Origin of the sequence: Variovorax soli NBRC 106424 (assembly GCF_001591385.1) — a bacterium.
Taxonomy (GTDB): Bacteria; Pseudomonadota; Gammaproteobacteria; order Burkholderiales; family Burkholderiaceae_C; genus Variovorax; species Variovorax soli.
On record NZ_BCUU01000043.1, the window covers coordinates 1 to 21,263 of the forward strand.

The 21,263-nt window shown below is 64.0% G+C and carries 15 protein-coding genes and 2 pseudogenes; 13 read left to right on the top strand and 4 right to left on the bottom strand.

Annotation, left to right across the window (positions count from 1 at the left end; translation table 11 throughout):
• Positions 1-419 (bottom strand): annotated as a pseudogene (locus VSO01S_RS14040) (DDE-type integrase/transposase/recombinase); the annotation flags it as partial.
• A gap of 172 nt (positions 420-591) precedes the next feature.
• A pseudogene (locus VSO01S_RS26730) lies at positions 592-1,035 on the bottom strand (AAA family ATPase); the annotation flags it as partial.
• 568 nt (positions 1,036-1,603) lie between these two features.
• Between VSO01S_RS26730 and tnpA the strand changes: the two are divergent.
• The 10 genes from tnpA to VSO01S_RS26740 all read left to right on the top strand — a co-directional run bounded on the left by tnpA (position 1,604) and on the right by VSO01S_RS26740 (position 13,224).
• Positions 1,604-1,990, top strand: coding sequence for an IS66-like element accessory protein TnpA (gene tnpA, locus VSO01S_RS14045; RefSeq protein WP_068643414.1), 387 nt, complete (start codon positions 1,604-1,606; stop codon positions 1,988-1,990).
• The gene (gene tnpB, locus VSO01S_RS14050; protein ID WP_068643415.1) at positions 1,987-2,334 is read left to right on the top strand and encodes an IS66 family insertion sequence element accessory protein TnpB; all 348 of its coding nucleotides are present in this window, start codon (positions 1,987-1,989) and stop codon (positions 2,332-2,334) included. Before tnpA ends, tnpB begins: the two co-directional genes overlap by 4 nt.
• A 190-nt stretch (positions 2,335-2,524) precedes the next feature.
• A complete protein-coding gene (gene tnpC, locus VSO01S_RS14055; protein ID WP_417851995.1) occupies positions 2,525-3,997 on the top strand; it encodes an IS66 family transposase in 1,473 nt (490 codons plus the stop codon).
• 38 nt (positions 3,998-4,035) lie between these two features.
• Positions 4,036-4,563: a hypothetical protein gene (locus VSO01S_RS14060; RefSeq protein ID WP_153305265.1), complete on the top strand. Its 528-nt coding sequence runs from the start codon at positions 4,036-4,038 to the stop codon at positions 4,561-4,563.
• 255 nt (positions 4,564-4,818) lie between these two features.
• Positions 4,819-5,076, top strand: a complete 258-nt coding sequence (locus VSO01S_RS26735; protein ID WP_084241867.1) for a helix-turn-helix domain-containing protein — start codon at positions 4,819-4,821, stop codon at positions 5,074-5,076.
• A gap of 643 nt (positions 5,077-5,719) precedes the next feature.
• Entirely contained in the window at positions 5,720-6,610 is an 891-nt protein-coding gene (locus tag VSO01S_RS14065) for a PDDEXK family nuclease (protein ID WP_161944443.1), read from the top strand.
• Positions 6,607-8,940 (top strand): TnsB C-terminal domain-containing protein, encoded by a 2,334-nt coding sequence (locus VSO01S_RS14070; protein ID WP_068643419.1) that lies wholly within the window; start codon positions 6,607-6,609, stop codon positions 8,938-8,940. The genes VSO01S_RS14065 and VSO01S_RS14070 overlap by 4 nt, the downstream gene beginning before the upstream one ends.
• Entirely contained in the window at positions 8,930-10,444 is a 1,515-nt protein-coding gene (locus VSO01S_RS14075) for a hypothetical protein (RefSeq protein ID WP_068643421.1), read from the top strand. Before VSO01S_RS14070 ends, VSO01S_RS14075 begins: the two co-directional genes overlap by 11 nt.
• Positions 10,445-10,454: 10 nt before the next feature.
• Positions 10,455-11,801 (top strand): TniQ family protein, encoded by a 1,347-nt coding sequence (locus VSO01S_RS14080; RefSeq protein WP_068643423.1) that lies wholly within the window; start codon positions 10,455-10,457, stop codon positions 11,799-11,801.
• A gap of 73 nt (positions 11,802-11,874) precedes the next feature.
• Entirely contained in the window at positions 11,875-13,224 is a 1,350-nt protein-coding gene (locus VSO01S_RS26740; protein WP_161944444.1) for an AAA family ATPase, read from the top strand.
• Positions 13,225-13,496: 272 nt separating this feature from the next.
• Here the strand turns inward: VSO01S_RS26740 and VSO01S_RS27140 are convergent, their stop codons facing one another.
• Positions 13,497-15,398: a TnsD family Tn7-like transposition protein gene (locus VSO01S_RS27140; protein WP_153305266.1), complete on the bottom strand. Its 1,902-nt coding sequence runs from the start codon at positions 15,396-15,398 to the stop codon at positions 13,497-13,499.
• A 223-nt stretch (positions 15,399-15,621) separates the two neighbouring features.
• Between VSO01S_RS27140 and VSO01S_RS14090 the strand changes: the two genes are divergently transcribed.
• Complete coding sequence (locus VSO01S_RS14090) at positions 15,622-18,240, top strand: autotransporter (RefSeq protein WP_153305267.1); 2,619 nt, start codon at positions 15,622-15,624, stop codon at positions 18,238-18,240.
• Positions 18,241-18,313: 73 nt separating this feature from the next.
• Positions 18,314-18,925 (top strand): hypothetical protein, encoded by a 612-nt coding sequence (locus tag VSO01S_RS14095; RefSeq protein ID WP_068643429.1) that lies wholly within the window; start codon positions 18,314-18,316, stop codon positions 18,923-18,925.
• Positions 18,926-18,999: 74 nt separating this feature from the next.
• Here the strand turns inward: VSO01S_RS14095 and VSO01S_RS14100 are convergent, their stop codons facing one another.
• Positions 19,000-19,695, bottom strand: a complete 696-nt coding sequence (locus VSO01S_RS14100; protein WP_068643431.1) for a response regulator transcription factor — start codon at positions 19,693-19,695, stop codon at positions 19,000-19,002.
• Positions 19,696-19,946: 251 nt separating this feature from the next.
• Here VSO01S_RS14100 and VSO01S_RS14105 point away from each other — a divergent pair, with 251 nt between their 5' ends.
• Positions 19,947-21,257, top strand: coding sequence for a DotU family type IV/VI secretion system protein (locus tag VSO01S_RS14105; protein ID WP_068643433.1), 1,311 nt, complete (start codon positions 19,947-19,949; stop codon positions 21,255-21,257).
• Positions 21,258-21,263: the final 6 nt, after the last annotated feature.

Here is a 21,263-nt window from a genome sequence, read left to right on the forward strand (position 1 = left end):
TGCCATCCCTGATCGGAGTGCAGCAGCGGTGCCTCGTTGCGGCCTTTGAGCTTGGATAGGGCCTTTTTGAGCATGTTGCCCACAAGGTGGAACACGGGACGCTCCTGCATCTCGTAGACAACGATTTCCCCGTTGTAGAGATCCAGGATGGGTGACAGGTAGAGCTTTTCACCCCGGACGTTGAACTCGGTGACATCGGTCACCCACTTTTCATTCGGTCGGGCTGCATCGAACTGGCGATCGAGCAGATTGGGCACCAAGGCGTGCTCGCCCCGGTAAGAGCGGTACTTCTTGGGTCGAACCAGAGACTTCAGAGCGAGGCCGTTCATCAGCCGCTGCACCGTCTTGTGGGTCACGGCCTGTCCTGCCTGGCGAAGCTGGGCAGTGATGCGCCGATAACCGTAACGGCCCTTGTGGCGTGTTGATTTCCATGGAATCCTTAATCTCCTCGCGCTCATCCTCCCAGTTCACCGCCCTCAAGAGGCGCCCGAGTAGTGCATTTGCACCATAGGTTATGTGATCGGCTGGATCGCGCCGCGCGGGAAGATAGTGGACTTGGATCTGACTACGCTCGGCCCGGGGCACCACCGCGGTGCTTAGCGGCGTGCCCTCAGCATCCACGTCGAGCACGTAGACCAGCGACTCTTCGATATCGCCATCCGCACCCAAGGTGGCCGTGAGGCGAAACCGAACCCGCGGAATGCTGTCCGCCGCGTCAAGACGCATGTGCCCAAAATGCGGGGCAACGGTCGAGGCAGCGTCCTCTCCGAGCAGTTCGGGAAAGCGAAAGTCGAGCTCGATCCAAAGCTCGCGCTCATCCGGCGCGTTCTCCTCATCGGTAGGAGCGTGAAAGTCCGACCGCTGTACTCGACGCATGGCAGGGTCGATCGAAAAAGCGCGACACAACGCTAAGAGTGCGGCCGTCTTCCCAGACCCGTTGGGGCCAATCAGGTACGTAACGTCGTCAAGCGTAATTTCCGTAGTCGTCGCCCCGAATGACTGAAAGTTGCAAAGTCGAATGGTCTGAAGCTTCATGCGGTTCTTCGGTTGTTAAGGACTAGCAACGGGGTCGCGACACTACAGCGCCCAGCGCCAGCACTGCGCTTTGGCGGTGGCAAACATACAGCCTCGATGGTTGGGGTTGTCGACGGCTAACCAAACTGCCCCACCCCCGCACTAGCCCGGAGAAGGCTACCATCGGGCTACGCGCCCGCCGGCTGCTAAGCGCGCCCAAAGGACAACAAGTTCACGCGGGCGAGCAATCAAGTGCAGGCAGGGCACAGCCTTGCAGGCGTTGGCGCGCGCGTGGCGCCAACTACCCATAACGTCACCCACCATAACGCCCCATTACGGTGGGTTGGGCTAGTTGCGGCCCCGAGGCACTACACCATGTTTGCACCTGGTTAACGCCAGCATGCGCGCAGCGCCGCATGTCTGTTCAGCCGCTTTAGGTTCAGTGAGCCGACAGAAGCCTGGCTGCCGCGGCACTTCGGCTTTCGGTAAGCGTGGCCTCAAGGCCCTCTGGTGGAGCCAGGCTGGCATGAGCAGGATCGCCTGATCGTGCTCACACTGGGATGTGTGCATTTAACTGGTACGTGCACACATGGACAAGCGAGTCACTTCGGGCAAGGACACCCGGCGCAAGCACAGCGAGGCGCTCAAGCAGGAACTGGTCGAACGCAGCCTTGAACCTGGCGCCTCGGTCGCCGCCATCGCGCAGCAGCATGGCATCAATGCCAACCTCCTGTTCAATTGGCGCCGGCTTCATCTGCGCGTGGGGGCGCCCGCGGCGCTGGCGGCGGCTTCGCCGACCCTCTTGCCGGTGACGGTGCAGACGGTGCCCGCAGCCAAGGCTGCGAAGGTCATGGCGCCGCGACCGTCAACTGGCGTGATCGAGATCGACGTTGGCTCCACGCGCGTGCGGCTGCGTGGTCCAGTCGATGAGGACAGCGTGCGTTGCGTGCTGCGCCTGCTGGGCGCCATTGCATGATCGGTCTGCCCGCGAACACGCGCGTGTGGATCGTGGCCGGCCACACCGACATGAGGAAGGGCTTCGACGGCCTGGCAGCCATGGTGCAGACCGCGCTTGCGGCCAATCCGTTCTGCGGCCACGTCTTCGTCTTCCGCGGCAGGCGCGGCGACATCCTGAAGGTGCTGTGGTTCGACGGCCAGGGCCTGATGCTCCTGGCCAAGCGATTGGAGCGCGGCCGCTTCGTCTGGCCGCAGGCCACGTCTGGCAGCGTGTCGCTCACGCCCGCGCAACTGTCCATGCTGCTGGAAGGCATCGACTGGCGCATGCCCGTGCGCACGCACGAGCCGATGCTCGCCGCCTGATGCCTTTCTCTGGCCGGCGCACTACTGGATGAGAAGATCTCCGGTACAGCACTGATGTTCGAGTTGCCCGGCGCCGGGCACAGTGGAGGACGTGACGACGCCGATCAACGACTCCACCAAGCCCCACACCGTTGAGGGTTTGCTGCGAGTGGTCGAGGAGCGGGACGCCGAGGTGGCGCTTCTCAAGCTCATGGTCGACAAGCTCAAGATGCAGTTGCTGCGCAGCACGCGAGCGCGCTTCGGATCGTCCAGCGAGCAGCTCGATGACCCGCAAATCGCCCTTCTGGAAGGCGAACCACTGTATGAACGGCCGGCATCGATCGCGGTGCCCGCTGCCGATGCCGCCAACGTGCAGATCGATCGCAAACTCCCAGCCCACCTGCCGCGCGAGAACCAGGTCTATCGGCCCGAGACCACCGCCGATCACCACGACGCCAATGGCCAGACTTGCGGCTGCAGCGCTTGCGGCGGCCGTCTGCGCCTGATCGGACAAGACATCTCCGAGCAACTGGAGTACGTGCCCTCGCGCTTCAAGGTGATCCGTCATGTGCGGCCCAAGCTGGCCTGCGTGGCATGCGAAGCGATCTTCCAAGCCGCAGCGCCGAGCCGGCCGATCGCGCGTGGGGTGGCCGGTCCTGCACTGCTGGCCAACGTGTTGGTGTCCAAGTACTGCGACCACACGCCATTGCATCGCCTCAGTCGCATCTACGGGCGCGACGGCGTCATCATCGACCCTTCGACCATGGCCGGCTGGGTCGGCCAGGGCGAGAAGCTGTTCGACCCTCTGTTGGCCGCGCTCGGACGCTATGTACTGGCCGGCGAGAAGGTGCATGCCGACGACACCCCGGTAGCCGTGCTTGATCCCGGCCGCGGCCGAACGAAGACCGGCCGGCTGTGGGTCTATGTGCGCGACGACCGGCCGGCTGGCAGCACACAGGCGCCTGCGGCCTGGTACCGCTACTCGCCCAACCGCAAGGGCGAGCATCCGCAGGCACACCTCGCGAACTACAGCGGTATCCTTCAGGCCGATGCGTACTCGGGGTACGGCAAGGTCTATGCGAGTGGGCGTGTCGTCGAAGCATCTTGCTGGGCCCACGCGCGTCGACCCTTCTGGGATCTGCACGAGAGCCAGGGCTTCGTTGCCGGCTCGATCGCCCACCAGGCGCTGCAGCGCATTGCCGCGCTGTATGCGATCGAAGCCCAGATCCGGGGTCAGCCCCCTGAGGTGAGACGTCAGGTGCGACAAGCGCGTGCTGGACCGTTGCTCGAAGAGCTTCGCGCATGGCTCACAAGTACGCTGGGCAAGGTGTCGAAGAAGTCGGAGCTGGCCAAGGCGATCGGCTACTCGCTCTCACGGTGGCGATCGCTCACGCGATACCGTGACGACGGCCGCATCGAAATCGACAATAACGCCGCCGAACGCGCCCTGCGTGGCGTCGCCCTTGGAAGAAACAACTATCTCTTCATGGGTTCGGACGCCGGCGGCGAGCGGGCCGCGGCAATCTACAGTCTGGTGGAGACGGCCAAGCTCAACGGGCTCGATCCGCAGGCGTATCTGCGCGACGTGCTTGCGCGCATTGCCGACCATCCCATCACCCGCATCGACGAGTTGCTGCCGTGGAACATCGGTGGGCACCTTGTGGAGCAACGACTCGCAGCCTGATATTCCACGAACTGGCTGCGCAACGGAGGAAGACGAGTGTGATCCTGCAAGGCCCCGACCCGCGGATGATCGAAGCCCTCGAGGGCGCGAGTAGTTTGCAGCTCTACCAGCTCAAAGCCTTGATCGAGGGCATGCTGGCCGATCCGCGCCGCGGCATTGCGGCGCGTGCGAATCTCCACCTTGGCCAGCCCGTGCAGTTCGTAGACTTCCGCGATGGCCAGACGCGTCGAGGCAAGGTCATTGCCATGAAGGACACGCAGGCGACAGTGCTGGAAGAAGGCACCAAGAGAACCTGGAAGATCCCCTGCCTGGCGATGCAGGGCTACTCCGGCGCAGACCGCCGCGACGAGAGTGCGCCCTATCAACCGCCGCCGGAACCCGCCAGTGCGACAAGCCATCCCCGCGAATTTCAACGCGGGGACACCGTGACGTTCAATGATCGACATGGTCGCAACATCACCGGCGTGATCGTACGCATCAACCAACACACGGCCACCCTGGGCACCGGCGACGGTGGGACTTGGCGGGTACCGTTCGATGCGCTGCGGCGTGTGCTCGACGTCTGAGCACCGACGATCCCGTCACCCCGTCTACGTCAAGAGGGCCTTGAGGCCCCGCTTACGAAAAGTCGCACTAACTGTGGCGACCTACATGAGCAAACATGCCCTGTGGCCCATCGTGCTTAGCGAGCAATCTATTTGCGTTGCATCAATACTCCGCGACGGAGAAAAAACTCCAATAGCGACAATGGGTTAGCGCAATTCCTAGCTTGCGCCCAAGCCGCCGATGCGTTACGCTTTCCGAAACTTTGTTCAAGCTTCATGCCACTTCCGGAGATCAACGCCGCGGAACTCGCGGCGGTGCGAGGCGCTTTTTTCGATCGAGGCGAAGATGTCGCCTCGTGGGCTCGAGCCAGGGGCTTCAACCCGGCCAGCGTCTATCGCCTGCTCGCGGGCCAGTCCAAGGCCAGCCGGGGAGCAGCTCACCGCATCGCGGTCGAATTGGGGCTGAAGAAGGCTCCGACATCAGCATCGTCATCCGACCGGTCATGCGCTCACGCGCGTGAACAGGTGAGATGAGATCGCATGCGAATGAACCCGGGCAGTTGATCCCTACCTGCCGTGCCAGATGGGCAGAAACACCTGCCGCGCTGAAGATCTGGCCGCCGCACGCGCCGCGTGCGCTCGTCTACGCAATTGCAGTTGACCAACCTCAACCTGAAGGAGAACCCTCCATGTAGCAAAACGCCGATTCCCTTTCGAAGAACCGGCGCTGCCGGCGTTCCGTAGAGAACACCTAAGGATTTTGCAGTTTCCCTAGGGTCATTTTCTCTCTGGAGCACCGGCGCGTCAAGAGCCGACTCGCACCAAAAAAACGGCGCTCTTCAGAGGAAATGTCCATGCGATCCAAGAATCGTGGTATCCGCACTGGGTCTGGCAGCGCGCAGGCTGCGCCTTCCCCCGCCTCGTTGCCAATCTGGTTGCGAGCCCATTCCCGGGCTTGCTTGCCTACCCGCAGCCCCGTCGTTGCTTCCCGGCTTGCAATCGCGGCGACGACTCGCCCGTTCCGCGAGCCGTCCATCGGCGCTCTCCCGTCCGGCGCACGTGCGAACGCGGCCAAGCAAGGGGGGCTCGCATGATTGGCAGTGCCTTTCGCTTCCGAGCCGAGCAGTTCGTTCCCTCAAGGCGCAGACCGCCCCCGCAGACGGGTCGGATGACACACGTGAAGCTGACGCAGCTCATCAAGGCAGGTTACGGGCAGGGCCATCTGGCCGACTACAAGCCCTGGTTGCGGGTGACCAAGCACGACTACTCGCCAAGCTCCTACATCGGATATCTGAACAGCCCGGAGTTCGGGCACACCCATCATTACCGCTCCGCGGGCGAGCGCCACATGCTGGTATTCCTGAAGTGGCTCGGCGCCGCCGACTTGCGCGATCAGTACCCCGCCTGGCCTTGGAGCCACCACCATCCGGCGTGCGGCTTGCCAGCTGTCGGCTTTGCGCGACGGTCCCGAGGTCTTCTTTGCGTCGCAGAAGAACTGGGCATCCGCCATGGGGTGTTCCCGGGCACTGACATTCCCTACGTTGCGACGATTGACATTCTGGCGACCTGGAAGAAGGCCGACGGTAGCTATGGCCTCACCGCCCACGACTGCAAGCCGGAAGCAAAGATCCGCCAAAACGGCAATTTGGACCGACTCAAGCAGCGCCTGCTTCTCATCCAGGCCTACTGCGAGGAAAGCGGCATTGAGTACCGGCTGACGCATCCGGAACGGCTACCGCAGATCTTGCGCAGGAACCTCGACGCGCTCAATCCGCTGTTGCGCCCTGATCAGGAAAAGCGGCTGCGGCTCTCTCACGAGTACGAGCTCGTTGTGCAAGCCTGCACCCGTTGGGGTTACGCCAACTCCCCACACGCCATTCTGGACGACCTGGCGTACCTGCATGGTGTGAACCGCCAGACGCTGGACCGCGCACTGCACCTGGCGCTCTGGCGCCAGGATCTCGACCACGACTTGGGCCGTCCGCTGGAAATTTACCGGCCGCTCATCCTCGGCGGGCGCAGGCTGCGCGCCGCGATGCATGACCAATGGGTGGGAGGCGAGCAATGATCGATGTTCCCGCCCCTCTGGTCGTGGGAGCCGTTCTGGACAATCTGGGAACGGCCAGGCATCTCAGCGGCCCCACAAGAATTCTGGCCATTTGTGCCGCACAGGAGGACGACGCGGTCTGGCTCATCGATCTTCCAAGGAGGTCGCGTACCCAGACCGAGCGGACGGACTACTACGTCGGCAGCCCCCGCAAGGAGCGCCTATCAGATCTGGCGCATGTGTGGCGTACCGGCGAGCTCCAGCGAATCGTCGAAGCGCCCACACTGGACGACAATCAGCGCCGAGCGCTGGTGCAAGGCGCCGCGCTAAAACGCTTGAACGCCCAGTTGAAGCACCGCGACGAGCGATTCGAAGTGCTGAGGCCGCTGCTGGAGGAAGAAAGCGGATCGACCGCCACCATCTACTGCTGGCTACACCGGTTCCTGGCGCTGGGCAGCAAGGTCAATGCGCTCGAGAACGGCTACAAACGCTGCGGCGGCCCGGGCAAGCCCAAACCTCAACGCGTGAAGCTTGGGCGCTCCACCCGCCTATTCATCGCCAAAAGGGCGCCGCGGGGCTATGCCCTTCAGTCCACCGTGGATGAAAACGGCACGCTGGTGCACACGGACAAGCTCCGCCTGGCCCATTTCTATCGCCGCATCAAGCACGGGACCAGCGCCAGGGACGCCTATCTTCTTGCGTGCGCCACGTACTGGGCGCATCCCTCCAAAGAAGCGACCCAGATCGAACTGCTGCCCAAGCATGAGAGACCTACCTTTGCGCAGTTCATGCGATGGGGAAAGAAGCTGTGCGAGGACAAGAGCGTCACGGAACTGATCCTCGGCCCACGAAAAGCCAGCCAAAAGCTCGACGCGCGCGGCGGCTCCGTGCGCGCCGTGAACGCCATGGTCGGCCAGCGCGCCGCCTTTGACTCCACCTCTACGGACACGTATCTCGTGTCGGTGTTCGGCCGGATGAGGAAGCTGCCGCCAATGACGCGCAGCGTCATCAAGGAAGGCGTCGTCGGGCTGATCGTTGGGATCAACTGTAGCTGGGAGCCGCCGTCACAGAACACCGCGCTCAAGACCATCTTGCACGCTGCCAGCTCCAAGGTCGAATACTGCGCCCGCTTTGGAATCGAGATCACCGAAGAGGACTGGCCGGCCATGCTGTTTCGGCTCTACCTGGCCGACAACGGCGAGATGAAAGGGCAGAAAACCTATGAAGCAGGTCGCCAGCTCGGTTTCGATATCCACTTCGCGCCGGCCCACCGCGGGGATGCCAAGGGCGATATCGAAACGCAGAACCATACGGACCACCAGCTCCTGGATGAAACGCTGCCTGGCAACAATCAGGGCGGTCGTCATGTGGAGCGCGGCGAGGAACACGCGGCGCAAGGCGCGTTGTGGCACTACTGGGAGTACATGCGCGAACTGATTTGGCACGTGCTGGACTACAACAAGGAGGAGGTGCCCGATCTGCAGCCCTTGGAGATGAAGATCCAGTCGCCGGACGTGCGTCCCACGCGGCTGAACATCTTCAAGTGGTTGCGACAACGCCAAAGCGCAGAAGTCGCCTGCAACCCCGAAGAGATCCGTGCGTTCATGCTTCCGGACCACCCGGCCGTGATCACGAAGAACGGCCTGCACCTGATCGCCAAGATCCACGGGCGCGAGCGGCTCGTCCCGCGGATGCGATTTCTCAGCGAGGCGTTCATCGAAACCGGACTGATGTCGGAGGTTCGGCGCCTGGGAACGAATATTTCCACCACGGTGAAGTTCGACGAGGCCGATCTGACGACCGTCTGGCTGCCGACGGCCAACGGAATGCTGCGTCTGACCTGCACCGAAACCGACTCTCACTGGCACCGCCTCACGCTACCGGACTGGATCGCCACACTGGCCGAATCGGACCTCGAGGGCGATGAGTTGCAGTCTCAGGAAGAGTCGCACCGAGCCAACAGGATCTTGGCCCGCCGCAACGTCACCGACAACGCGAGGGCCGAGCTGTTGGCGGAGCTGGCCGCGCTCGACAAGAAACCATCCAAAACGTCTTACCGGGACGGCCTCATCGCCAACCGGGATGCAGAGATGGAACATTTGCGCGCGCAGGAGCAACTGAGCGTGCGAGCAGCGAAGGCGGATGCCTCAGCAGACGCAAATTCGTCGTCCTCGACTTCAACGTCAACCTCAACCTCAACCTCAACCTCGGCCCCCGACTCAATTGGGTGTCCGCCGGAGCACGCAGATCTGGACGGGGACTACGAGGACGGCGCGGCCGCGTTGGCCATGTCCCGGCGCAATCGATCATCTATAGCGCAGGCGCCCAAAGGAGTCACTCATGAAGCTTGATGAGATCATTGCGCGGCCCGAACTTCTCCTGGGCCCAAATCCGCTCCTCGAAGCGCTGCCGCCATTCGTGCAGCACCACGAATGGGCACAGCACATGGAGTCGTCTCCGCTGGCCGACGTCGACTGGCGCAGGATCCCACCCGGCGCGCGCGACGCCCTGACCAACATGGCGATCTCGCACTACGTTCCGGTCCGCACGGTCTTCAGCATTGCCAGCGGCCTGCAAAAGCTCGTGCGCCGCGCCTATATCGCCACCAATCCGCTCAACGCCGCTGAGCGGCGGCGCCGAAACGCCGTCGTGCTCAGCGACTCACTCCAGGCCATGAATGCCGTTGCGAACGTCGAGGCCGGCGGGGCCATCATCAAGGCCATGACGGGGATGGGCAAGTCGCGTCTTGTCTCTCGCACGCTCGGGATCATCGCGCCGCAGCCGGTCATTCATCACAGCGCCTGCGCCGCGGCCGGCTGGGCCAAGCTCAGCCAGATCGTGTACCTGAACGTCCAGTATTCGCCCAACGGATCGCGTGGCGGACTTCTGCACGCGATTCTCTTCGAGGTCGACAAGGCGCTTGGCGGGCAAAGCGAATACTTCGACCAGCACAGGAAGCGGACGAACATCGACGTCCTGATGGTCAAGGTGGCTCAGATCCTGGTGAACCATCGCGTGGCACTGGTCGTGATCGACGAAAAGCAGGGCCAGAACTTCGCAGACAGCCCGTGGAGCCTGCAATTCGTCATCTTCTACTTGATCCTGATGAACCTGGGGATCTCCATCGTCATGGTGGGCAATCCTTTGGCGTTTGTGCACCTGGAGGCGTTTTCTCAAGTGCGTCGGCGCTTCTCGGTCGGCGGCATCGATGAGTTGCTGCCAGCGCAGAACCCTTCCGTTGATTGGTGGGCTGAGGACTTCGTCCCACACGTGCGAAGGTTCTCCCTGGTCGAGAAGGAGATGCAGATGACGCCCATGAGGGCGCAGCGCGAGTTCGAACTCACCGGCGGCAATCCGAGCTTCTACTTCTCCCTCTGGACGCTGGCCCAGCAAGAGGCACTGCGCAATGCGGCAGTCCACGGACGCTCCAGCGCCAATCTCACAGTTCATGACCTTGAAAGGGCCGCCAAGTCTCCCCAGTACCTCAAGGTACAGGAGGATGCTCAGGTTTTTGGGCAGGGAGAGGCGGCGCTTCGGGCTGGCCGCCGCCTGCTGGACGTTCCGCCATCGACCCGGAGAAACAAAGCCGACAGCAAGACACCTCTGCCAGATGCCGGCACCTCCCCACTCTCATCGGACTTGCCCGATCCCTCTCCAGCGCAGGCCGTTCAGAAACTTCTGCGCACCTTCGAAGCCAACTTCAAGCGCATCAAGAACGACACGCTCGCTCGGGCCAAGGCACTTCAAGAACTGAAGCCCGAGCAGCGCGAGATGCTGGGCCTGCAACATGAGTTGATTGATAACGCGCAGCAGGCGCTGAGCGCGGGCTCGAGTTCGCGCCGCGGTCGACGGTGAGCACGCGGCCATGTCAGCTCTCATCTCAACTGTTGTCATCGGTCATCTCCCGCAACTGGAAGCCGACGAAACGCTCTACAGCTTATACGCCACCGCACACGCCATGAGTGGCAATACCAGCGCCGAGCACACCGCCATGGCGCTGCTTGGGACCCGCCATGCGGTGCGGCAACACGACATTCCCTTGCGCATCGAGCCGAGCCAGTTTGGTTTGCCGGACGATGCCTCAAGCCTGCTCCACCTCATTCGGCACCACACCATCGCCGGCTTCTATCTTCCCTTTCTGCCGGCCGAGGAGCAGGCGAGGACGGCTGAGCGCTGGAGAGGAGATTGCCACGCGCGCCGGCGCTGCGACGGCTCGTCCAGAACCATTGGGCCGCGGCATCCCCTCAAGGCATGCTTCGAGTGCATGGAGAGCGACGTGCAACGGCTCGGCCGCGCCTACTGGCACGTTTCCCATCAATGGCCGCTGTCATGGGTGTGCTCGGTCCATCTAACGCCCTTGCGTCAGTTCGATGGAGCGCACAAGCGCTGGCTGCTACCGGGAGGCAGGACGTCCGCGCAGGTGCAGGGCGCCCGCGGCGCTGCGCCCGCCTGCCCTGTATCCGTACTTCTGGCTCGCTTCGGCGCACGAATCGCGCAAACACGGGTCGTGAACGTGGATGGACTTCGCGAAGCATCGATCTCTCGCCTCAAGGCTCTGGGCGTCATGCATGACGCGAGAGCGGCACGCCCCGCGCGGTTGTGTCAGTGGTTCCGCGGTACGGAGACGTCAGCCTGGTTGCGGCGTGGGCCCAGTTGGGCAGTTGCGCTGGCCGACGGGGACTGGATCGCATCACAGCTTTGGCGGCACAAGCATTCTCATGCCGTGCGGTGGCTGATTCTGTGGTGCGCCATCGGCATGGCGGACTCTGACATCACCCCCAGCACATTCGAAGATGCCTTGCGTGGACGACGTACGGATGTCCAGGGCCAGAGATTGTTGTTTGCGCAAGAGCCGTTGGGCAATCGCACGCCCGCACACGTCGTCGCCGCCTTCAACGAAGCCCGGAGCTACGCGGACGTCATGCTTGCGCTGAGGGCCTCTCGCAGCGACATCGTGCGTTGGCTCGAAGCGGACCCGGGGTTGAGGCGAGATTGGCGCGACCGGCTGCGCACTCAGCGGCTAGCGACGATCAAATCCGAACTTACCCAGAAGGTCGCGATGAATCCCCAGCTGACACGCAGCGATCTCGAGCGCGAGCACTCAGCCGATGTGCGATGGCTTCGGGAGCACGCTCCCGCGGAGCTACGCCACCTCATGTCGCAGTTGCGATCAAGGGCGGACAAACAGTTGCTGCTTCCCGGCTTCGGCTGATGCGGTCTTGGAGGGCCCGTCCACAGATCCTTGCCTCACTAAATCAAGACTAATTTCGCATTCGGAGTTCGAAATGCCTCCCGATTCGCAATCAAGCAAATCAAGCGCCCTACCTTCAGGATATTGTCTGCACGAGCATGAACACTACTACGAGAGCGTCGCTTACCGCATGCCCATCGCGTTGCCGTGTCACTTGTCCAGCGCCTTGCTCGAAGAACGTAAGCAACGCCGGATCGAAGAGGAGCGGACAGCCGAGGTGGCCAGGCTCGCCAGACAGGAAGCGCGCAAGGTGGCCGAGAACGCCGCGTACAGTTCCAGCGCTTCCACCTCTTCATTGCCGCCGTCCACGCCTCCTCCCATTCGGCCCCCTCGACGACCGACCGGCACCGTCGCAGTCTATGACTGGGACCGCGCCTGCGAGCGACTCCATATGCTGCGCACTCATCCCGACAGTCCAGACAAGCAGTTGGTCAAGCGTGACATCGGACTCTTCGAGCGAGCGCTCAAACCCGGTCCTTGGCGACAGGTGGGCTTGCCGAGGAATTGGCGCTCGCGCCTTCAATCCCTGGCGCATGACGTACCGCATTTCACAGATGTGCTCACGTTCATCGCTCAGCGCCTGGCGCTGGCGGAACTCGCCCGCACCCCTTTGCAGCCCACGCCAATCCTGCTTCTTGGCGAGCCGGGGGTAGGCAAGACCTACTTTAGCCATCGGCTGGCCGATATTCTGGGAACTCCTGTGCATCGGGAGAGCTTCGACAACGCTGAGCATTCGGGTAGTTTGCGCGGCAATGACCGGCATTGGGCCAATACCAGCATCGGGGCGCTGTTCCAGTTGGTGGTCACAGGAGCACATGCCAATCCAGTGGTGTTGCTCGACGAGATCGACAAGGCGGCCGCCTCTGGCACCGGGCGAAATCCAATCGATGCGCTATTGACCGTGCTCGAGCCGGTTTCGAATTCACGCATCAAGGACCAGAGCGCGGCATTCGAGTTTGACGCTTCATACGTCTGGTACATAGCCACCGCCAACGACGCGCGAAGGATTCCGATGCCGGTTCGCTCGCGCTTCACGGAATTTGTCATTCCGGAACCCGACATCGATGGCCGCTTGGCACTCGCACATGCCATCTACGCCGAAACGCTTGTACGCTTGGTCCCTCGTCGCGTTCAGCGCGCGCGCTTCAGACCCTTGACAGACCTGCAGGTTTGCCGACTCGCATGGCACACACCTCGGCAGATTCGAATGGCAGTGGAACGAGGCCTGGGTGCGGCAGCGCTCGCTGGGCGGTGGCACATCGAGGACTCGGATTTCGACGCCCCGTCTGCGCCACCCACACTCGCACGAAAACCTGCGACGCAGAGCAGACGCCCTGGCGACGATCCCGACAACACATTCGCCATGGTGGTGCTCCCGATATGAGTGCCCCGCGTAACCTAAACACTGGGCTGCCCCGCCCAGGCAGCGTCCTTCATGTCCGGCGCAACGAAGCAGAAGGGAGTAATGGTGGCGCAACCGACGCCTCGGCCCAACGAACTAAATGACCAACTGTGGTAGCGGAGTTTCGACAGTTACTCTGATTGAAGAAAGCTGCCGAGTCGCATTCCTGATGACGGCGGCCAAGGCGACGGGATTGCGAGCAGTTCTCTGGAAGCGTGGGCTACAACCTCCAAGGTGCAACCCAAGGATGCCGGTCAAGGCTTGATAGACGGTCCTCGCGGCCTCTTCTTCACAAGGCTGGGATCAGCCCGTGGAGGAAGGTTTGCTTTCAGCCACGCTGGCTCTCTGGCGCGAAGCCAAACGATGGCTGAAGAACATACCCGGCAGATCTCCGATCGAAGAAGGTGCGGATTCAATGTCTTCACTTGGGACACAAACTTCTTGGCTGCGCGCGTCCTCTCATCGTCATCTGCATACCGACGTTTCAGGATCGCCGCAGGAAGAACGAGTGGCTTCTCGCTTTTATACCAAGACGTGGAGATGCGTTGATGGGCCCGCACAGGAACGTTCTTGTCGAACCAAACTCGATCGTTGAACCTCAGCCAAGCCATTGCCTTCGGGAGGCTCAATACCGCCTCGTTTCGACCGATAGTCGGTCGAGCTTTGAGGAGCTTCAGGACATCTGCTCTGTAGGCCTTCTTTCGCTCAATATCGGAGCGAAAACGCCGGGGCTTGAATGCCTTCTCGGTTGGAAGAACGCTGTCGAGCCATATCGAATCGTTTCCAGTAAGCCACCTGTATTCCGTTGGCATCAGACCAGCGGCATCGATTCTCCTAAGACCCGGGTTGACCGCAAGCGCGTCCAACAACGTTTGGCGTCGCTCGCCCCGAAGTCGTTCTCTCTTTGAAATCGTGGTCTGATTCTGGGCTTGGCGTGCAGTGCGACCGGCTCGCTGTTGTGCCGCCAAGTACTCGCCAAGATCTATAGGGAGCAGTTTTATAAACTGCTGGAGCCTCCTACGGGAGATCGCTTCTCTTTTGATCACTGCAGCCTGCGAATCTCCCGAAATCAGCCGATCGATCACGCCCCGGGCAATCGCATGGGCATTGGCCATTTCCGCAAGACGCTCCGCTTCACCATTGACATTCCGCCGTATAGCTAGGCGTTGAGGGATTTCCGGGGGGCCATCATTCGAGATTTCTGGGACTAGGGACTCGATGGCGCTGTATGTGAGCAGTCGCGGAAGCACTACGCGCGGGCTCCCTTCCAACTGAAGCTCCAGTCGCACGAAGTCGCGGGGAAGCTTGCGCCCGAGGACAGCCGAAAGGTCGCTGATCGATCGAACTCTCCAAGTTCTCCGCAGATGGCCCTCGATCGCCCTGACCGATTCATCGAGGCCTTCCAGCTTCGAGACAGTCGCGGCAACGCAACGTCCCCACTGGGTTGGCTCAAGATGGCCTGCAAACCCGTTGAAGATCCGCGCACAAAGATTTCCAAGGGACAAAGCACCCGGCCGGCTCTCGACCTTCTGCGATTGGACGGTGACGCTGTTGCAGTATCTACATCCGTCACTAGGCAATCGATAGTCGCTGCCCCGCTCATAGGGCTGCTTGCAAGCCGCGCAATGAGAGATGAGGGTTGATGAATGTTCTGCGCAATGATTGAGGAAGGGTAGCTGATGTAGCACCCTCCAGGCTGCCAAGCGGCCGTCCTCATGATCCTGGCTGATGCACTCCGTGCACTTTCGCAATTCCCCCAGCGAACTCAATGGGCCGGACGTGATGTCGATGTAGGAAGCGAGTGCTCGTCCTCGAAAATCGAACAAATCCTTTGCCCAGCTCTCTCTGGTTGTATCCGGCAAAAATCGGCCGTAGAAGCCAAACAACGTGTGCCGCATGAGCACGTCAATGCCCGAGATTTCTTGCCCGAAAACTCGCTCGGCAATCTTATTGGCACCCAGGCCAAGAAGATTGGGGGCATTCGGTAGACGTGCTTGGTCCCCGTAGAAAGCGCGGTCGGACTGCTCGACCGTAAACCCCATTGCACGCCGTTGATAGGCAATCAATGTCGCAAGTGCCGCGCCCCGAAACAGGTACGGCACGACCGCTGGGGGCTGTGTTTCGATCTCTATTGAACGTTGGCTTTTGCGCGGCACGACAAGTCACCGCTTTTTTTGAACTTTTACACGGACTTTGCGAGCTGCTCGCGCACATTGTCCCAGTGAGATCACGGGGTCGGGGTTTCGAACTCTATTGGTTCGAACCATGTTCAGGTCTATGCGTAGGGAACTCATGAGGCAGGATTTTCTCCGACGCGCTCCGGGCCGCCCGCATTCAGTACGATGCACCGGCCATGAATTGAAGATGGGAGTCGCATCCATGCAAAGCTCGCAACGACGCCGCGGTTGGCACTGGACGAAGGCGATGGCCGCTTTCGCCTGCGCCGCCGCAGCGCTCTGCTCGCCCTTCGCGGCCAACGCCGCATCCACAGCGCAAGGCAGCGCGCCCGCGGCCCAGCCCGGCAGCGAAAGCCCCTGGCCCTACACGGTGCGCCTGAACGCCAAGGACGTGCTGCAGGTCTATCCGCCGCAGGTCGACAGCTGGGACGGGCTGCAGCTGCGTGTGCGCGCCGCGGTCGTGATGCGCAAAGGCGCCAGCGGCAGCGGAGACACCGGCAAGGACTCGCGCGCCACCTACGGCGTGGTCGAGCTGGCCGCCCGCACGCTGGTCGACAAGGGAACGCGCCGCGTCACGCTCGACCAGTACACCGTCACCAAGGCCCAGTTCCCCTCGGCCGGCCAGGAGGCCCAGGCCTGGGTCGACGCGCTGCAGAAGGACGCCATCGGCAAGCGGCGCACCATCAGCCTCGACCGGCTGGAGGCGCAGGTGCAAGGCGTGCAGGCCGCCGAGCGCAACGCACGGCTGCCGCTGAAGAACGATGCGCCCTCGCTCATCTTCTCGCGCCAGGGTGCGATCCTGGTGAGCATCGACGGCGCACCGCGCTATGTGCGTGCCGAAGGCACCTCGATGGATCGCGTGCTCAACACGCGCGTGCTACTGCTGCGCGACGCCAGCGGGCGCCACTACCTGCACGTGTTCGACGGCTGGATGACTGCCGAGTCGCTCGACAGCCCCGCGGGCTGGAGCGTGCTGCCCGGCGAAAACGCCGACCTGAAGAAGCTGCGCACCGAAGCCCAGGCCAACCGCGCGGCCGACCTGCTGTCGGGCCACACGGCCGCCACCAGCGACAAGGCGGGCGACGCGCGCCAGGCGCCGCCGTCGCTCAAGAGCGGCACGCCGCCGCGCATCTACATCGCCACGGGGCCCACCGAGCTGATCGTGAGCGACGGCGACTGGCTGTGGACGCCCATCGCGGGCACGCAGCTGCTGTACGTGAAGAACACCACGGGCAACATCTTCCGCGACAACAACGACCAGCAGATCTACCTGCTGATCTCCGGCCGCTGGTTCCGCGCGCCGAACGAGGCCGGCCCGTGGAGCTTCGTGGCCGCCAACGCATTGCCGGCCGACTTCGCGAAGATTCCGGACGACAGCGAGAAGGAAAACGTCAAGGCCTCCATCGCCAGCACGCCGCAGGCGCGCGAAGCCGCCATTGCCACCAACGTGCCGCAGACGGCCGCCGTGCGGGCCTCGCAGGCCAAGCTGCCGGCGCTGCGCTTCGACGGCGGCGCACCCCGCTGGACTGCCATTGCCGGCACCTCGCTCAACTGGGCGCCCAACACCGCCACGCCGCTGATCCAGGTGGACGGCAACAGCTACTTCGCGCTGGACAACGGCGTGTGGTTCACCGCGCCCGGCGTCGAAGGCCCCTGGGTGGTGGCCACCGCCGTGCCGGCCGCGATCTATTCGATTCCGCCCAGCTCGCCGCTGCACTACGTGACCTATGTGCGCATCTTCGGCGTCTCGGGCGACTACGTGTACGTGGGCTACACCGGCGGCTACCAGGGCGAGTACGTCGACCCGGCCAGCGGCGTGGTGGTGTACGGCACCGGCTATGCCTACGACCCGTGGATCGACACGGCCTGGGTCGGCTGGCCCGTCACCTACGGCTACGGCGCCGCCGTGACCTACACGCCCTGGGTGGGCTGGACCTACGGCTTCTGCTTCGGCTGGGCCTGGGGCGCCGCGACCTCGGCCTGGGCCTGGGGCTGGGGTCCGTATCCGTACTGGGGCCCGTGGGCGTACGGCTGGGGCGGCTGGTGGGGCGGCGTTGCCTACGGGCCAGCCGGCGGTGCCGCAGCCTGGGGCCCCGGCGGCTGGGCCGGCTTCTCCGGCCCCATCTACCGGCGCTGGGGCGACGTGGCCAGCGTCTCGCGCGTGAGCGGCGGCTTCGACGCCTGGAGCGGCAACCGCTGGGCCGGCCGCACCGGCATCGCCTACAACTCGCGCACCGGCGCGGTGGCTGCGGGGCAGCGCGGCGTGGTGGGCAACGTGTACACCGGCAACTATGCGGCAGGTTCGCGCGGCGTGGCCCGCGGCCCCGGCGGCGTGATCGCGGGCGGGGCGCACGGCACCGCGGGCAACGCCTTCAGCGGCGAGAGCGTCCATGCCAACCGCGGCTTCGTCTACAACCCCGCCACCGGACAAGGCACCACCTTCGCCGGCGCGTCGGGCGACCGCGGCGCGGTGGCCCGCGTGGGCGACGATGTGTATGCAGGCCACGACGGCAGCGTCTACCGCAACACCGGGGACGGCTGGCAGAAGCACGGTCCCGATGGCTGGCAGCCGGTGAACAACGGCGGCGGTGCCGCCGCCGCAGCCGGTGCACGGCCCGAGCTGCAGCAGCAGCTCGACCAGGCGCGCGACGCGCGCCTGCAGGGCATGCAGCGCAACCAGCAGCTGCAGCACTCCAACTTCCAGATGAACCACGACTTCGGTGGTGGTGGCGGCGCCCGCATGGGTGGCGGCGGCTTCGCCGGCGGGGGCTTCCATGGCGGGGGCTTCCGCGGCGGCGGCGGATTCCGCGGCCGACGCTGACGATTTGTCGACCTTCTGACGCACAAGCGCTGCTACGATGCCCTTCGCCAAAACAACGAGCAGGAGTTAGAGGATGAAGGTTTCTTTCAAGCAGTCGCTGGTGGCCCTGTCGGCTGTCGTCGCCCTGGGCGCCATGGCGCTTCAACCGGCGCATGCACAAGACAAGGCGCAGACGATCAAGGTGGCCGATGCCGAGGGCGGCGGAATCGTGGTGTCGGCTGTGGGCGAGATCGTGGCGGTCGACGCAGCCAACCGCATCGTCTCCATCAAGGGCCCCAAGGGCAACATTTCCGACATGCTGGTCGACGAGCGCGTGCGCAATCTCGACAAGGTCAAGGTCGGTGACCGCGTGAAGCTGACCTACCGCGTGGGCGTGGCGCTGGCCCTGCTCAAGGGCGGCGACGGCATCCGCGAGAAGGTCGAGTCCGAAGGCGCGGCGCGTGCGGCCGAAGGCGCCAAGCCGGGCGGCGTGCTGGTCAAGTCCACGACCGTGGTGGCCAATGTCGAAGCCGTCAACCAGAAGCGCAAGATCGTCACGCTCAAGGGCCCCGAGGGCAAGGTGGTGGACGTGCAGGTCAAGGACCCGCAGGTGCTCAAGGACGTGAAGGTGGGCGACCAGGTCGCGGCGAAGATCACCGAATCGGTGGCCGTGCGCGTCACGCCGGCCAAGGCCAAGGCCCAGTAGAGGCCCAGTAAGAAAAGGCCCCGCCACGGCGGCCGCCCCGCGTGCATACGCGGTGCGGCCGTTTATCTTTTTGATCAGCTGTGCGCGGAAGCTTCGGTGAGCGACTGCGCGGCCACCACCGCTTCGGTGCGGTTGCGCACGTTGAGTGCGCGGAAGATCGCCGCCAGGTGGATCTTCACCGTGCCTTCGCTGATGCCCAGGCTGCGGCCGATGAGCTTGTTGGGCTTGCCCTGCGACAGCAGCTGCAACACCTCGACCTGGCGCTCGGTGAGCACGCTGCGCAGGCTGTCGAGCGTGGCCGCCCCGCCGACGGGCCGGGCCGATCCCGCACCGGGCAGCACCGCCTCGGATGAAGTGCCGGCCACCACCCCTGGCGGCACGGCCGACAGCATCATGGGCGGCACGTACACGCCGCCCGCCAGCACCAGGCGCACTGCCGAGAGCATCACGTCGGGTGAATAGGCCTTGGGGATGAAGCCCAGCGCCCCGCGTTCGAGCGCGCCGCGCATCAGCGCCGGATCCTCGTAGCCCGACAGCACGATCACCGGCACGCTCGGGTGGCGCCGGCGCAGCTCGTCGATGTGCGAGTAGCCATCCGCACCCGGCATGTTGAGATCGACAACGGCGAGATCCACGTCGTCGGAGACGGTGCGCATCAACTCGTCCACGCTCATCGCCACGCAGAACTCGATGCCCTCCTCGATCTCCGACAGCTTGGTCTTGACCGCCTCCGTGACGAGCCGATGGTCGTCGGCGATCAGAATTTTCATGATGTTCCTCAGGGTCCGAAAAGCTTGACAGATGCCCCACCCCGGGGCCTGTAGAACGATAGCTTCGATTGTTAACCACAGCAAGGCGCTTCGCTCGTCGAACGACATAGCTCCCACGCGATATGGCGCCGCCTGATGCCGGAAGCCAACAATGGCCGCCAACAACATCATCAACGCGGTGGGGACGATGAGCGTCTGCCAGAGTTGCCGGCGCAAAGCCATTGCCATCGCGGCCCTTGCGGCGAGCCGACATGACTCGCCTGCTTGACTGCTTCTCCCCCCTGGTCACCCTGGGCCTGAGGGCGGACAGCGCTGCGGGGCCCACATCGGCGCTGCGCCAGCAGGTGCTGGGCCTGCTGATCGATGCGCGCATCCGCGCCGGCGAAGCAGGCTACCCCCCCGCCACCGTGGAATCGGCGGTGTTCGCCATGGTGGCCTGGATCGACGAGGTGCTGACACGGCGCAGCGCCGCGGCCGGCGAAGCGTACGAGCCGCTGCAGCTGCAGCTGTTCAACTCGCGCAATGCGCACACCGAGTTCTTCCATCACCTCTCGGCCCTTCAACCGCAGGACGACGAGCTGCGCGAGGTGTACTGGAATGCGTTGGCGCTGGGCTTCACCGGGCAGTACTACTTCGAGACCGGGGATGCGGGCGAGCTGGGCAAGCTCAAGGCCCTGCACGGGCGCCAGCTGGCGAACCCGCCGCTGGACCTGCCGGAGCTGGCGCACGAGCACATCACGCCCCAGCCCTACGTGGTGGCCGATCCGCCCGTGCCGGGCAATCCGCTGGCACGCGAGCGGACCGTGCTGTGGGGCGGCGGCGCATTCGCCCTGCTGCTGCCGGTGCTGATGCTGGCATGGCTGAGCCTTCTGGGTCCGCGCGAGGCGCCGCCGCTGCTGGCCCAGCAGATCGACCAGCAGCTGCAGCGCTACACCTGCTCCGACCTGAGCGCGCAGGTGGCGGCCGATGGCCGGGTGACGGTCCAGGGCTTCGTCTCCAGGGAAGAAGACCTCAATGCCGTGCGGCAGGAAGTCAGCGCCACGCCGGGCGTGCGCTCGCCGCAGTTCCGGCTGGGCCTGCGTGTGTGGCCGCATTGCGAGGTGTACGCCATCCTCAAGCCGTACCAGGCGCGCAACCGCGACAAGAACTACGGCCTGCGCATCCGCGCACCCACCGCCATCGAAGGGCGGCTGCGCGAGGGCGATGCCGTGGTGTTGCGCCTGACCCAGGCCAGCTTCGATGCCAACATCTGGGTCGACTACTACACGGCCGACGGCTCTGTGCTGCACTTCCAGGCCGGGCGCGGACAGCTGCGCCTGCCGGCCGACGCGCAGGTCGACCTGGGGCGCGACATTCCCGCCAGCTGGCTGGTGAGCCCGCCCTTCGGCACGGTGATGGTGGCCGCCATCGCCTCGCCCGCGCCTTTTTCGGAGACCGCCGACCGGCCACCCTTCGAACTGGCGTCGGCCTACCTGCTGCGCCTGCGCGAGATGCTGGCCGCCAACCGCGGCGCCGACCGGCTGGTGGCCGACATCCTCTTTCTCGAGACCGTCGAGCGGTGAAGAACC